Source organism: Frigoribacterium sp. CFBP 13707 (assembly GCF_014842245.1).
Lineage (GTDB): Bacteria > Actinomycetota > Actinomycetes > Actinomycetales > Microbacteriaceae > Frigoribacterium > Frigoribacterium endophyticum.
Genome location: NZ_JACYVL010000014.1, coordinates 38,609 through 53,215 on the forward strand (window position 1 = coordinate 38,609; position 14,607 = coordinate 53,215).

Below are 14,607 nucleotides of genomic sequence, written 5' to 3' on the forward strand. Positions count from 1 at the left end.
GGCGGCCCTCACGCGGAGCCGCCGCGCAGCCGCGCCGCCGCGACCTCGGCCGCCGACCGCAGCTCCGGCGGGCCCACCACCGTGAACGGTGCGTCGAAGCGCAGCGCCGCGGCGAGCACCCCCGCCCACGACCACGAGCCGATCGTGAGGCGGCTGCGGTGCTCGCCCCGCGCCTCCAGCAGGCCGTCCGCGACCCAGGGGGCGACCTCGCCGGGCGGCAGCTCGAGGTCGACGACGCCCTCGCAGGGCCAGCGGTCGGCGTCGGCCGAGCCCTTGGCGCGCGCGGCGACGACCGCGGCCGCGTCGGGGCCCGGCAGCGGTCTGCGGGCGAAGGGGGCGCCTCCCGGGCTCCGGGGGTGCACGCGGTCGAGGCGGAAGACGCGCCAGTCGTCGCGGTCGAGGTCCCAGGCGAGCAGGTACCAGCGCCCGCCGCGCAGCACGACGCCGTGCGGCTCGACCCGGCGGGGCAGGGCGGGCAGGTCGCCGGCTGACGGGACGGCCGTCGTGCCGGCCGTCTCGTCGCCCGGCGCCGGGTCGGCCCCGGGCACCGCGACCCGGTCGTAGCGGAAGCGCAGCACCCGAGCGTCACGCGTCGCGGCGCTGACGGCCTCGAGCACGGCCGGGTCGACCGGGTCGACGGGGGGAGGCGCGGTGAAGCGGATCCCGTCGACCCGGTGCCGCAGACGCGACGGCATCACCTGCCGCACCGTCGCGAGCGCGCGCGACGCGGCCTCGTCGAGGTCGACGCCGCTCGCCGTCACGCCCTGCAGGGCGACCGCGATCGCGACCGCCTGCTCGTCGTCGAAGAGGAGCGGCGGCAGGTCGGTGCCGGGGGCGAGGCGGTAGCCGCCCTCGGGCCCGCGCGTGGCGACGACGGAGTAGCCGAGCTCGCGGAGCCGGTCGACGTCGCGCCGGACGGTGCGCGCGGTGACCCCCAGCCGGTCGGCGAGCAGCGGCCCCGGCCAGTCGCGCCGCGTCTGCAGCAGCGAGAGGAGCGACAGCATCCGCGACGAGTTCCCGACCATGTGCCGAGTCTGCCGTGAGGAGCGGACCGCCGCTGTCCGCATCGGGCGGGACGGTGAGCGTGCGGCAGGTCGCCGCGCACCACCACGACCGGAGGACCCTTCCATGACCGTCACCACGACCACCCACCTGAACTTCCCCGGCACGGCCCGGGCCGCCCTCGACTTCTACGCCTCGGTCTTCGACGGCGAGGTGACCGCGGCCGCCACCTACGGCGACGTCGGCATGCCCCGCGACCTGCCGGGCGCCGACAAGGTCGTCTTCGGCCGGGTCGACGCGGCCGACGGCTTCCGGCTGCTCGCCTACGACGTGCCGGGGCTGGACACGACCAACCCCGCCGCCGTCGCGGGCACCACCCGCCGCGTCGACGGCGCGACCGTCACCGACCGCACCTTCTTCCAGTCGCTCCAGGGCGAGACGCTGGAGGAGGTCGAGGCCCTCTGGCAGCGTCTCGCCGAGGGCGCCGACGTGGTCGAGCCCCTCGCCGCGTCGGCCTGGAGCCCCGGCTTCGGCATGCTCACCGACCGCTTCGGGGTGACCTGGGTCGTCGACGTGCAGGCCGCGCACCGCTAGCGTCTGGCGAGCGGCAGGTCGCCGCGCGAGCTGAGGAGGCGCCGTGTCGCTGGACGAGACCGACCACGAGCTGATGAGGGCCGTCGCCCGTTACCTGCGCCGGGTCGAGGAGCTCTCCAGCTCCGAGCACGCGAGGCGGCGCACCCCGCTCGGCGACCTGATGACCGACCACCTCGAGGTCGACGCGACCACGCTCGCGACGATCACCGAGGAGGTCGCGCCGCACCGGCTGGTCGACGCCGACATCGCGCTCGACGTGCTCGCGGGCCTCGACGCTCCCGCCGCCGGCCGCGTTGTCGGCGTCAGCGGCGGCGAGCAGCGCTTCCACTCGTCGGTCAGCGAGCTGATGGCGAACCCGCACACCCCCTTCGCGGCCGGGCCGGTCTCGTACGCGAGCCGGGCCACGGGGCCCGACACGAGTCGTCGGGTCGTCGCGTTCGGGGTGCGCCTCCTGCAGGTCGACGGGGTGCCCTTCGTCGTCCTGCAGCGCGACGCCGCGCCGCAGTTCGGGCGCTCGTCGGCGAGCCTCGACGTGCTCGCCGCCGACGAGTCGGCCGTGCCCGCCTTCCTCGATCGCCTCAGGGCCCTCATGGTCGAGCACAGCGTGCTGCGCGGCCACGTGCTCTCGTTCACCGCGACCGAGTACGGGCAGGAGGCGGGTGCCGCCTTCCTGCCCCGCCCCTCCGTCTCCGCCGACGACGTGGTGCTCGAGGAGGGCGTGCTCGAGGCCGTCGTCGACCACGTGGTCGGCATCGGCGAGCACCGCGACGAGCTGCTCGCGGCCGGGCAGCACCTCAAGCGCGGGCTGCTGCTCTACGGCCCTCCCGGCACGGGCAAGACGCTGACCGTGCGGCACCTGCTCTCGCGGACGCCGGGCGTGACGACGGTGCTGCTGACCGGGTCGAGCATCCAGTTCGTCCGGGCCGCGGCGGAGGTCGCGCGCACCTTCCAGCCCTCGCTCGTCGTGCTCGAGGACATCGACCTGGTCGCGATGGAGCGCAGCTACAGCCCCCAGCCGCTGCTCTTCGAGGTGCTCGACGCCCTCGACGGGCTCGACGGCGACGCCGACGTGGCGTTCGTCATGACGACCAACCGGGTGCAGGTGCTCGAGCGGGCCCTCGCCGCGCGGCCCGGCCGGGTCGACCTCGGGGTCGAGATCCCGCTGCCGGGACTCGAGGCGCGCCGCCGTCTCTTCCGGCGCTACGCGGCCGCGCTGCCCTTCAGCGACGAGGCGCTCGACGCGGCCGCCGACCAGGCCGAGGGCACCACGGGCTCCTTCGCCAAGGAGCTGATGCGCCGCAGCGTGCTCGGTGCCGCCCTCCGCGGCACGGCCCCCGACGACGACGACCTCGCGGCGGCCCTGGAGACGCTGCTCTCGTCGGGCGAGGCGCTGACCCGCCTGCTGCTCGGCGGTCGCGGTGCCGGAGGCGCGGGCGAGGAGGGCGAGGACGGCGACGGCTTCGACGGAGGCGGCTTCGGCGACGACGGCGACGGCGGCTTCGACGGCGACGGGACCGGCGGGTTCGGCGACGGCGGCTTCGACGAGCACCACGAGCACGACCACGGCGGGGACGTCGTCATGACGAAGGGGATGTGGTCGACGAGCGGCTCGGCCGCGATGGGCAGCTCGCTCAGCGTCACCTGGGACGAGGAGCCCGACGAGCCCGACGACGCCGAGCCCGGGCAGGCCGGCCCCCGCCGCGGCGTCTGAGCGGCCCGGCGCCGTCGCCGGACGGGAGCCCGCAGGGTGCGGCGGGTCGGTGTCCTCCTGGGTGGGTCGGCGCCGACCCGCCCAGGAGGATGAGGACCCGCCGCACCCCGGGCCCCGGGCAGCCCGCGAGGACACGGACCCGCCGGGTCCGGCGCCGCCCTGCCCGGGCCGGACCCGGCCCGCACCCGCCTCAGCTCGCGGGGCTGATCTGCGCGTAGAGCAGCGCAGGGTCGTGGGCGAGCGATGCCTTGACCATCGCGCTCCAGTCGTCGACGACGACCTCGATCGCTCCGGCGGCGAGGCCGTCGAAGGAGGCGCGGGGAACGTCCGCCGGGTCGATCATCGGGCCGTCGTAGCCGGCCATGATGTCGGTGTCGGCGGCGCCGAGGTGGACGCCCTGCACGAGGGTGCCCTGCGCGGCGAGGTCCTGGCGGACGCCGTTCGTCATGTTCCACTCGGCCGCCTTCGCGGCCCCGTAGCCGCCGTTGCCGGGGTACGCGAACCACGACAGCGCGCTGAGCACGTTGACGATCGCCCCGCCGCCGTTCGCGGCGAGGGCGGGCGCGAACTCGCGGATCACGTCGAGCGTGCCCCAGTAGTGCGTGTCCATCTCGCGGCGCAGCTCGGCGAGGTCGCCCGTGACGAGCGGCGTCGAGGTCGCGATGCCGGCGTTGTTGACCAGCAGGGTGACGTCGGTGGCGACGCCGGCCGCGGCGACGACCGACGCGTGGTCGGTGATGTCGACGGCCAGCACCTCGACGCGGTCGAGGGCGGCCAGCTCGAGGGCCTCGGGGGAGTCGACGCGTCGGGCGGTCGCGTAGACCTTCCGGGCCCCGCGGGCGAGCAGCTCGTCGACGAAGCGGCGGCCGATGCCGCGGTTGGCGCCGGTGACGAGGGCGACCTGGTCGGTGATGTCCATGGTGTTCGTTCTTCCTTCTCGGGGCGGCCGGGCGGTGCGTCCGGGCCTGCGCGGCTACGCTAGGACCTCACGTCGACGTCAAGGGCAAGTCCTGCCCGAGATCGACCACCAGACCCGCGCCGTGCACCCGCCCGACGCCCCACCGGGAGGAGCGCTCGTGCGCATCGGAGACGTCGCTGCCCGCGCCGGGGTCAGCCCCCGCGCCCTGCGCTACTACGAGGAGCAGGGCCTGCTGCCCGCCGCCCGCACCGGCAGCGGCCAGCGCGTCTACGACGAGGCCGCGGTCGAGCGGGTCCAGCTCATCCAGCAGCTCTTCGCCGCCGGCCTGGCGAGCCGCACCATCGTCGAGCTGCTGCCCTGCGTCGACGCGGGCGTCGCCACCCACGAGTCGCTCGCGCTGCTGCGCCGCGAGCGCGACCGCATCACGGCGAGCATCGCCGAGCTCACCGCCGCCCGCGCCGAGCTCGACCGCGTCATCGACGTCTCGCTGCACCCGACGCCCGAGCACTGCCCCGCACTCCGTGACGGCGGCCCCGCGTCCGTCGCCTCGGCGGCGTGACCACCGCCTCCGCGGAGCCCGGCGAGCTGCGGGAGGCGGCCGTGACGGCCGTCGACGGCACCCGGGTCGCGTACGCGGTGCGGGAGGGCGCCGAACCGACCGTCGTGCTCCTGCACGGCCTCGCCGGCAGCGGCCGCGAGCTGCTGCCGACCGCCCGGGCGCTCGTCGGGCGCCGCGTGGTGCTCGTCGACCAGCGCGGGCACGGCCGCAGCACGCGGCGCCCCGTCGACCTCTCCCGGCGGGCCTTCGTGGCCGACGTCGTCAGCGTCGTCGAGGCGGAGGCCACCGGCCCGGTCGACCTCGTGGGCCAGTCGATGGGCGCCCACACGGCGATGCTCGTCGCGGCGGCACGCCCCGACCTCGTGCGCCGGCTGGTGCTGCTCGAGGGCGACCAGGGCGGAGGGACGCCGGAGTCGCACCGGGCGCTCGGCGACTTCTTCCGGTCGTGGGCGGTCCCGTTCGCCGACCGGGCGGCCGCGCTCGCCGCGCTCGGCGACGGGCCGCTCGAGCGGGCCTGGGTCGACGACCTCGAGGAGGGGCGCGACGGGCTGCGCCCCCGCTTCGACGCCGACGTGCTCCAGGCCACGATCGAGGCGGTCGGGGTGCCGCGCTGGGCGGAGTGGGAGAGCGTCACGGCGCCCACGCTCGTCGTGTGGGCGGAGGGCGGCATGTTCACCGCCGAGCAGCAGGGCGCCTTCGTCGCCCACGGCCGGGCCGTGACCAGGGTCGATCTCGTCGGGGGCTCGCACGACGCGCACCTCGACGCTCACGACGCCTGGATCGCGGCGCTCGCCCCCTTCGTCGCACCCTGAGCCGGGGCGCGTCGCGCCCCGCGCCTCCTCGGCGTCCCTGCTGTGCGCGCCGAGGTGACTCCATCTGGGGCCTGCCGAGCCGGGAGGGCCCAGGACGGGGCACCTCGATGACGAGGCGACGAGGGCGGCTCAGCCCACGGCCTCGCTCGCGACGGCGTCGAGCGCCTCGGTGATGCCGTCGAGCTGGGGCAGCGCCCCCGCGATGGTCTCGTCGGTGCCGGTGGTCGACAGCACGTACCAGTAGGCCTCGTCGAGCGCGGAGGCGATCTGGGTGCCCTGCTCGGTGAGCTGCAGGTGGAGGCTGCGCCGGTCGCCCGGGTGGGCCACCCGGGCCACACGGCCGGACGCCTCGAGGCGGTCGACGACGGCGGTCACCGTGCCGGTGCTGAGCACGAGCTCCTTCGCGAGGGCGCCGGGGGTGATGCCGGGGTTCTCGCTCACGACGAGCAGGGCGGAGAGGTCGGTCGGGGCCATGCCGACCACCTTCGCGGCGTGCACCCGGTAGCGCCGGTGCGCCTCGTCGAGCCGTCGCAGCGTGGCGGCGAGCTTCTTGATCGAGTCGGGGTGGTTGGCGGGGGTCGGCGGCAGGAGGTCGTCGGTCACGGTCGTCTCCCCTGCTCGCGCCCTCCGTCGGCGCGTCGGCCCCCAGTGGACCACAGACCGGCCGTCGGGGCGAGTCGCCCTGCCGAGGGTGCGCCGAGAGGACAGCTCGTTCCGTGGCACCCGAGCGGGGGATGCCCGTTGTGGGGCATGTGGGGGACCCCTCCCTGTCAATAACCTGAGCCCGACCGCAGGGCGCCCGACACCCCTGCGACGCCGAGCGCGCAGCCCGACCCCCCCCGACAGCACCACCTGCGCGACTGGACCGGCTCCCTCCCGCCCGCTCCGCGCCTCCTGACCCGCGCCCACCCCACCCGAAGGCCCCCACCATGCCCTCCTCCCTGTCTGCCCGCTCGCTCGGGCGCCGCACCGTCGCCGTCGGGCTCACCGCCCTGCTCGCGGCGGGCCTGCTCACCACCGTCACGCCTGCGGCCCCCGCGCTCGCCGCCAGCCCGCTCGCCTGCGACCAGAACACCGTGTACTCGATCACGAACACCGGCCAGGTCCGCTCGGTCGACCTGGCCACGGGCACCGTCGCCTCGGTCGCGACGCTCACCGGCGCGACGAACGGCCTCGGCATCGGCGCGGGCGGGCTCCGCGCCTACGCCACGGGCGTCTCGAACGGCGTGCCGCAGATCATCACCTACGACCGCGAGGGCGAGACCTCGACGCCGACCACCCGGCCGGAGGCGGCGAACCTCAACATCATCCGCGGCGGCGTGAACCCGCAGAGCGGCAGCTACTACTACGCGGCCGCCCAGGCGCAGCCGCAGCTCAGCGCCTACGTGCCGCCGAAGCCCCCCGAGCCCGGCGTCGCCCTCGGCCGCGTCGGCACCATCGGCATCACGGGCAACACCACCGTGGGCAACGGCGACCTCGCCTTCAGCCGCAGCGGCACGATGTTCGTCGTCTCCAACGCGCTCGTGCAGCGCGCCGACGTGCCCGTGCCGACGACCTCGGGCGACACCCCCATCCCGACCACGAACATCGCGACCCTCGGCGGCACCAACGCGGCCTACAACGGCATCGCGTTCTCGCACGACGGCACGCTGTTCCTCTCCCGCAGCACCGGCACGGCCCAGGCCCCGCAGACGACGCTGACCGAGGTCGACCCGGCCTCCGGCGCGACGATCAAGGAGACGGTGCTGCCCGGCTTCGCGACCGTCGACCTCGCGACCTGCAACTACCCCAACACCACCTCGGCCAGCACGACCATCGTCGACCGCGCCAAGCCCTCCGACCAGTTCGGCGTCACGCTCACCGGCGGCGGCATCCCCGCCGGCAGCCCCAGCGCGACCGCGACGACGGCGCCCGGCTCCGACACCGCCACGGCGGGCCCGATCCTCGCGGTCGGCGGCACGCAGTACACGGTCGAGCAGAAGCCCGGCAACTCGACGACGCTCCCCGCCGACTACGCCACGAGCTACACCTGCGCCGACGGCAGCACGGTCGTCTCGGAGGGCACGGGCACCAAGGCCACGTACACCCAGCCGACGTCGAAGAGCGAGGCCTCCTCCGAGGTCACCTGCTCCTTCGTCAACGTGCTCGCGGCCGCGGCGAAGGACGACGCCGAGGAGGCCGTCTCCGGAGTCGCCACCACCTTCACCGACCTGCGCGCGAACGACGCGGGCACCGGCCTGAAGATCACCGGCGTCACCCAGGGCAGCGCCCGCGGCGTCGTCGAGCTGCGCGCCGACGGCACCGTCGGCTACACCGCCGACCGCGGCTTCTCGGGCACCGAGACCTTCACCTACACGGTCACCGACGCGAGCGGCGCCTCCTCCACGGCGACCGTCACCGTCACCGTGGCCCCGCACGCCGTCGACGACGACGCCACCGTGCCCGCGCAGCCGAGCGGCAGCTCGACGACGATCCCGGCCACCACCCTGCTCGGCAACGACGCCGGCTCGGGCCTCACGATCGTCGACGCCACGGTCGTCTCCGGCGGCGGCAGCGTCACCGTCGCCCCGGGCGGCGACCTCGTCTACTCGCCCGAGCCCGGCACCTCCGGCCCCGCGAGCATCACCTACACGGTCGCCGACGCCGCCGGCGTGCGCTCGACCGCCACGGTCTCGCTGACGGTCGCCCCGACCCCCGGCGACGACGCCCGCAGTGCCCCGGCCGGCCAGACCACCACCTTCACCGACCTGCTCAGCAACGACCTCGGCACGGGCCTCACGGTCGTCGGCGCGAAGGTCGTCTCCGGCGGCGGGAAGGTCTCCGTCGACCGCGACGGGGGCGTCGTGCTCGACCCGGCCACCGCCTCCTCGGGGGGCACGATCGTGGTGACGTACACCGTCCGCGACGCCTCGGGCACGGAGCGCACCGCGACGCTGACCGTCACGGTCGACCCGGCCGCCGCCGCCGACGCGAAGACCGTCGTCGCGGGCACGCCGACCACCTTCACCGACCTCGCCGGCAACGACGTGGGCACCGACGTGACCGTCACCGGCGTGAGCCAGGGCTCGGCCGGGGGGAAGGTCGAGCTGGGCCGCGACGGCTCGGTCACCTACACGAGCCGCGACGACTTCTCGGGCACCGAGACCTTCACCTACACGGCGAAGGACGCCTCGGGCCGCACCTCGACCGCGACCGTCACGGTCACCGTCACGCCCCAGGCCCGCGACGACCGGGCGACGGCGACGCCGGGCGAGTCGACCACGCTGCGCGACCTCCGGGCGAACGACCTCGGTCGCGGCCTCGCCGTCACCGCCGTCACGGCGGGCAGTGCAGGAGGCGCGGTGCGCCTCGAGCAGGACGGCACCGTCACGTACACCCCCACCGCCCGCTTCAGCGGGGCCGAGACCTTCGGCTACACGGTCACCGACGCCGCGGGGCGCACGAGCTCCGCGACCGTCACGATGACCGTCGCGCCGACCGCCGTCGACGACGCCCGCAGCGTCCCGACCGGGGCCGCCACGACGCTCGCCGACCTGCTCGCGAACGACCGCGGCAGCGACCTGACCGTCACCGCCGTCACCGCCAGCACGGGCGGCCGGGTCGACGTGGCCCTCGACGCCTCGGGCGCCGTCGTCGTGACCCCCGCCGTCGGCTTCTCGGGCACCGAGCAGTTCGACTACACCGTCACCGACGTCGACGGGCAGGAGAGCACCGCGACCGTCACCCTCACGGTCACGCCCCGCGCCGCGCCCGACGCCTACGAGGTGCCGGCCGAGACCGCGACGACCCTCGTCGACGTCACGGCCAACGACCGCGGCCAGCGCCTCGTCGTGACCTCCGTCACCGCGGGCGACCAGGGCGGCACGACCTCCGTCGACCAGCGCGGCCGCGTCACCCACACCGGTGCGCCCGGCTTCTCGGGGACCGAGACCTTCGGGTACACGGCGACCGACGCCTCCGGCCAGGTCGTCTCGTCGGTCGTCACCATGACGATCCGCCCGACCGCCGCCGACGACGCCCGCAGCACGCCGGCCGACACGGCGCTGTCGCTCACCGACCTCGTCGCCGACGACCACGGGACGGCCCTCGTCGTCACCGCCGTCGGGTCGACCACCGCGGGAGGCGCGGCGTCGGTCGACCGGGCCGGCCAGGTCACGTACGTGCCCGCCACCGGATTCTCGGGCACCGACTCCTTCGGGTACACCGCGACCGACGCGGCCGGCCGCACGGCCGACGCCGTCGTCACCGTCACCGTCGTGCCGACCGCCGTCGCCGACGTGCGGAGCACCCCCGCCGACACGGCCCTGACCATCGCCGACCTCCTGGCGAACGACCACGGGAAGGCCCTGCGGATCCAGTCCGTCACCGCCGGCGACCAGGGCGGAACCACGCGCCTCGGCACCGACGGCCGGGTCGTCTACACGCCGGCCGACGGCTTCTCGGGCGTCGAGACCTTCGGCTACACGGTCGTCGACGCGGCCGGGCAGACCAGCAGCACGACCGTCTCGGTCACCGTCACGCCGACCGCGTCGCCCGACGCGCGCCGCACCGTCTCGGGCCAGCAGACCGTGTTCAGCCTGATGGCCGACGTCCGCGGCCGTGGCCTGCGACTGCTCTCGGTCTCGGCCCCGGCGCACGGCACCGCCACGTCGACGACCGACGGCTGGGTCACCTACGTGCCCGACGCCGGGTTCTCGGGCGTCGACACGTTCAGCTACCGCGTGGCCGACGACTCGGGCCAGGAGCGTGAGTCGACCGTCACCGTCACCGTCTCGCCCGTCGCGACGGTCGACTCCGCCAGCACCCCCGCCGGCACCCCGCTCGTGCTGCGCGCCGCCCAGCTGACCGGCAACGACCGGGGCTCGCGCCTCGCCGTGACCCGGGTCGGCACGCCCTCGTCGGGCACGGCGACGCTGCTGCCCGACGGCTCGGTGCGCTTCGTGCCGGCCCCCGGCACCTCGGGCGCCGCGACCTTCGACTACACGGTGACCGACGAGGACGGCCTGACCGCCGACTCCGTCGTGACCGTGCTCGTCGGCCCCACCGCGACGCCCGACGCCGCGACGGTCGCCGCCGGCGGACGCCTCGAGGTCGCCGCCGCCCAGGGCGTGCTCGCGAACGACGCCGGCACGGGCCTCACCGCCCGCGTCGACGTCGAGCCGGGCCACGGCACCGTGGCGCTCGCCGCCGACGGGTCGTACACGTACGAGCCCGCCGACGGCTTCTCCGGCACCGACACGTTCACCTACACGGCCATCGACGACCGCGGCAGCGTCACCACCGGGCTCGTGACCGTCACCGTCACGCCGACCGCGGCGGCCGACCGGGCGCACGTCGCCGCGGGCACGACGCTCGCGGTCGCCGCGCCCGCGGTGCTCGGCAACGACCTCGGCCGCGACCTGGTCGTCGTCGGCCACGGCGCCGCAGCACACGGCACCCTGTCGATCGGCTCGGACGGCGCCGTCGTCTACACGCCGGCCCCGGGCTGGTCGGGCAGCGACGAGGTGACCTACGACGTCGTCGACGCCGAGGGCCTGCCGGCGAGCAGCACGCTGACGATCGTGACCGACCCGGTCGCCGTCGACGACGCGGCGAGCACCGTCGCGGGCCGCGCCCTGCGCGTCCCGGCCGACGCGGGCCTGCTGGCGAACGACCTCGGCACCGGCCTGGTCGCGTCGATCGCGACGCAGCCGGCGCACGGCACCGCCACGGTCGCGGCCGACGGCTCGTGGACCTACAAGCCCGCCGAGGGCTTCACCGGCACCGACTCGTTCACCTACCTCGTGACCTCGGTCGACGGAGCCACGAGCACGGCGACGGTCACCATCGCCGTGCGCAGCGCCGCGGTCGCCGCCGACGACACGCAGCTCGCGACGCCGGGCCGCCCGGTCACGATCGACCCGCTCGCCAACGACGTCGCGAGCGGCGGCCAGACCCTCGACCGCGGCACGCTCGTGCTCGTCGACCCGGCCACCGGCGTCGCGGCCAGCACGGTCACCGTGCCCGGCCAGGGCACCTGGACGGTCGGCGCCGACGGCGTCCGCTTCACCCCCGTCGACGGCTTCACCGGCGTCGCGTCGATCGCGTACCGGGTCGCCGACACCTCGGCCGAGACCCTCGAGGGCCTGATCACACTGCGCTTCCCGGCGATCCTCGGCCTGGCGTTCACCGGGGCGGGCCACGTGGCCGCCGACCTCGGCGTCGCGCTGCTCGTGATGCTCGCCGGGCTCGGGCTGGTGCTGTTCGGCCGTCGTCGCCGGCCGGTGACGGGGCCGGTGCGCGGGCTCCGGTAGGCGGGGTTCGCCGCTGCGGGAGGCGCGGTGCAGGGAGGCGCGGTGTGCGGTCGACGCGCACCGCGCCTCCGTCGTCCGGCCTGTCGCGCGGCTCCCTCCGTCGTGCGACGGGCGCGGCCCGTCGGTCGCCGCCTGTATCTTCATGTCGAGAGACCTGCGCGAGTAGCGTGGGGCCCACGAACGCAGAGCCACACGAGGGAGTACCAGCGGCATGGCCAAGATCATCTACACGCTCACCGACGAGGCGCCGATGCTGGCGACCTACTCGTTCCTTCCCGTCATCGAGGCGTACGCGAGCACCGCGGGGGTCGACGTCGAGACCCGCGACATCTCGCTCGCCGGCCGCATCATCAGCCAGTTCCCGGAGCGGCTCACCGAGGCGCAGCGCGTCGACGACGCCCTCGCCGAGCTCGGCGCCCTGGCGACGACGCCCGAGGCGAACATCATCAAGCTGCCGAACATCTCGGCCTCGATCCCGCAGATCAAGGCCGCCGTGCGCGAGCTGCAGTCGCAGGGCTACGACCTGCCCGACTACCCCGACGACCCCTCGACCGACGCCGAGAAGGAGGCGCGGGCCCGCTACGACAAGGTCAAGGGCAGCGCCGTCAACCCCGTGCTGCGCCAGGGCAACTCCGACCGCCGCGCGCCGGCGAGCGTCAAGCAGTACGCGCGCAACCACCCGCACCGCATGGGCGAGTGGAGCAGCGACTCGGCGACCAACGTCGCCACGATGGGCGTCGACGACTTCCGCAGCAACGAGAAGTCGGTCGTCATGCCCGCCGACGACACCCTCACCATCGAGTTCGTCGGCGCCGACGGCAGCACGCGGGTGCTCCGTCAGTCGATCCCCGTGCTCGCGGGCGAGGTCGTCGACGGCACGGTGCTGCACGTCGCGGCGCTCCGCGAGTTCCTCGCGGCGCAGATCGCCCGGGCCGAGGCCGAGGGCGTCCTGTTCTCGGTGCACCTCAAGGCGACGATGATGAAGGTCTCCGACCCGCTGATCTTCGGCCACGTCATCCGCGCCTTCTTCCCCGACGTCTTCGAGCAGCACGGCGAGGCGCTGGCCGCCGCCGGGCTCGACCCCGCCGACGGGCTGAACGCGATCCTGCAGGGTCTCGACCGCCTCCCCCAGGGCGCCGAGATCAGGGCGGCGTTCGAGGCCGGCATCGCCTCCGGCCCCGACCTGGCCATGGTCGACTCCGACAAGGGCATCACGAACCTGCACGTGCCGAGCGACGTCATCGTCGACGCCTCGATGCCGGCGATGATCCGCAGCTCGGGCCACATGTGGGGGCCCGACGGCGCCGAGCACGACACCCTCGCGGTGATCCCCGACTCGAGCTACGCGGGCATCTACCAGGCCGTGCTCGACGACTGCCGCGCCCACGGCGCTTTCGACCCGGCGACCATGGGCACCGTGCCGAACGTCGGCCTGATGGCCATGGCGGCGGAGGAGTACGGCTCGCACGACAAGACCTTCCAGGCCCCGGCCGAGGGCACGATCCGCGTGGTGAACGCTGCCGGTGAGTCGCTGATCGAGCACGCGGTCGCCGAGGGCGACATCTGGCGGGCCTGCCAGACGAAGGACGTCGCGATCCGCGACTGGGTCAAGCTCGCCGTGACCCGTGCCCGCGCCAGCGCGACGCCCGCCGTGTTCTGGCTCGACGAGAGCCGCGCCCACGACGCCACGCTGATCGGCCTCGTGCGCTCGTACCTGGCGGAGCTCGACACCGACGGGCTGCAGATCGAGGTGCTGTCGCCGGTCGAGGCCATGGCGTTCTCGCTCGAGCGCATCCGTCGCGGTGCCGACACCATCTCGGTGACCGGCAACGTGCTGCGTGACTACCTCACCGACCTCTTCCCGATCATGGAGCTCGGCACCTCGGCCAAGATGCTGTCGGTCGTGCCCCTGATCAACGGCGGCGGCCTGTTCGAGACGGGCGCCGGGGGCTCGGCGCCGAAGCACGTGCAGCAGCTCGTCGACCAGGACTACCTCCGCTGGGACAGCCTCGGCGAGTTCCTCGCCCTCGCGGTCAGCTTCGAGCACCTCGCGACGGCGACCGACAACCCGCGCGCGCAGATCCTCGCCGACACCCTCGACCGTGCGACCGGCACCTTCCTCGCCGAGAACAAGTCGCCCGGCCGCAAGCTCGGCTCGATCGACAACCGGGGCAGCCACTTCTACCTGGCCAAGTACTGGGCCGACGAGCTGGCCGCGCAGACCGTCGACGCGGAGCTGGCGGAGGCGTTCGCCGCCCTCGCCGCCTCGCTCGGCGAGCAGGAGCAGACGATCGTCGACGAGCTGATCGCGCCCCAGGGCACGGCGGTCGACATCGGCGGCTACTTCCACCCCGACCCCGAGAAGACGGCGGCCGTGATGCGCCCGTCGGCGACGTTCAACGCGGCGCTCGCGACGCTGTAGCTGTAGCTGCGCCGCGCTGCACGAGCCGCGCCCCGCACGCGGGCCCCGCTTCGGCGGGGTCCGTGTGCGGGGCGTCGTTCGTCGTCGTCGCCGCGGGCGTGCTCGCCGAGGCGACTCGTTGTGGGCCCTGCGGGCGGGCTGGGGCCCGGGTCGGGTCACCTCGATCGGGGCCCGCTCGTGAGTTGCCAATTTGAGGGGTTGAGCGGCCCTGTGGGGCCCCCAAAATGGCAACTGACCGAGGCAGCTGGCTCGTGGGGGGAGTGGTCGGCGCGCAGCGCCGGGCCCTCGTCGAGAC

Annotated in this window: 9 protein-coding genes; 6 read left to right on the forward strand and 3 right to left on the reverse strand. The window is 75.0% G+C overall.

All coding sequences use genetic code 11. The features are described 5' to 3' along the window. Positions 1-8: 8 nt before the first annotated feature. Positions 9-1,025: a YafY family protein gene (locus tag IFT45_RS15255; RefSeq protein ID WP_192129176.1), complete on the reverse strand. Its 1,017-nt coding sequence runs from the start codon at positions 1,023-1,025 to the stop codon at positions 9-11. A 103-nt stretch (positions 1,026-1,128) separates the two neighbouring features. On the opposite strand from IFT45_RS15255, the gene IFT45_RS15260 reads away from it, so the two are divergent. Next, positions 1,129-1,596, forward strand: a complete 468-nt coding sequence (locus IFT45_RS15260) for a VOC family protein (protein ID WP_192129178.1) — start codon at positions 1,129-1,131, stop codon at positions 1,594-1,596. A gap of 43 nt (positions 1,597-1,639) precedes the next feature. Further along, positions 1,640-3,307 carry an AAA family ATPase gene (locus IFT45_RS15265; RefSeq protein ID WP_371811047.1) on the forward strand — a complete coding sequence of 556 codons (1,668 nt, stop codon included), beginning with the start codon at positions 1,640-1,642 and terminating at the stop codon, positions 3,305-3,307. 190 nt (positions 3,308-3,497) lie between these two features. Here the strand turns inward: IFT45_RS15265 and IFT45_RS15270 are convergent, their stop codons facing one another. After that, entirely contained in the window at positions 3,498-4,226 is a 729-nt protein-coding gene (locus tag IFT45_RS15270; RefSeq protein WP_192129180.1) for an SDR family oxidoreductase, read from the reverse strand. A 157-nt stretch (positions 4,227-4,383) separates the two neighbouring features. Between IFT45_RS15270 and IFT45_RS17560 the strand changes: the two genes are divergently transcribed. Beyond that, a complete protein-coding gene (locus tag IFT45_RS17560; protein WP_056057755.1) occupies positions 4,384-4,785 on the forward strand; it encodes a MerR family transcriptional regulator in 402 nt (133 codons plus the stop codon). Continuing rightward, entirely contained in the window at positions 4,782-5,597 is an 816-nt protein-coding gene (locus IFT45_RS15280) for an alpha/beta fold hydrolase (protein ID WP_371811048.1), read from the forward strand. Before IFT45_RS17560 ends, IFT45_RS15280 begins: the two co-directional genes overlap by 4 nt. A gap of 129 nt (positions 5,598-5,726) precedes the next feature. Here the strand turns inward: IFT45_RS15280 and IFT45_RS15285 are convergent, their stop codons facing one another. After that, a complete protein-coding gene (locus tag IFT45_RS15285; protein WP_156370141.1) occupies positions 5,727-6,200 on the reverse strand; it encodes a MarR family winged helix-turn-helix transcriptional regulator in 474 nt (157 codons plus the stop codon). A 326-nt stretch (positions 6,201-6,526) separates the two neighbouring features. Here IFT45_RS15285 and IFT45_RS15290 point away from each other — a divergent pair, with 326 nt between their 5' ends. Together IFT45_RS15290 and IFT45_RS15295 are read left to right on the forward strand one after the other, a co-directional pair. Further along, on the forward strand, positions 6,527-11,890 hold the full coding sequence (locus IFT45_RS15290; RefSeq protein WP_192129182.1) for an S-layer family protein: 5,364 nt from the start codon (positions 6,527-6,529) through the stop codon (positions 11,888-11,890). Between the two features lie 211 nt (positions 11,891-12,101). Beyond that, positions 12,102-14,312, forward strand: coding sequence for an NADP-dependent isocitrate dehydrogenase (locus IFT45_RS15295; RefSeq protein WP_192129184.1), 2,211 nt, complete (start codon positions 12,102-12,104; stop codon positions 14,310-14,312). The last annotated feature ends 295 nt before the right edge of the window (positions 14,313-14,607 follow it).

What these genes read in the sequence shown, in the direction of transcription:
- IFT45_RS15255 (WP_192129176.1), bottom strand. Translation starts at nt 1,025, where the DNA reads ATGGTCGGGAACTCGTCGCGGATGCTGTCGCTCCTCTCGCTGCTGCAG.
- IFT45_RS15260 (WP_192129178.1), top strand. Translation starts at nt 1,129, where the DNA reads ATGACCGTCACCACGACCACCCACCTGAACTTCCCCGGCACGGCCCGG.
- IFT45_RS15270 (WP_192129180.1), bottom strand. Translation starts at nt 4,226, where the DNA reads ATGGACATCACCGACCAGGTCGCCCTCGTCACCGGCGCCAACCGCGGC.
- IFT45_RS15290 (WP_192129182.1), top strand. Translation starts at nt 6,527, where the DNA reads ATGCCCTCCTCCCTGTCTGCCCGCTCGCTCGGGCGCCGCACCGTCGCC.
- IFT45_RS15295 (WP_192129184.1), top strand. Translation starts at nt 12,102, where the DNA reads ATGGCCAAGATCATCTACACGCTCACCGACGAGGCGCCGATGCTGGCG.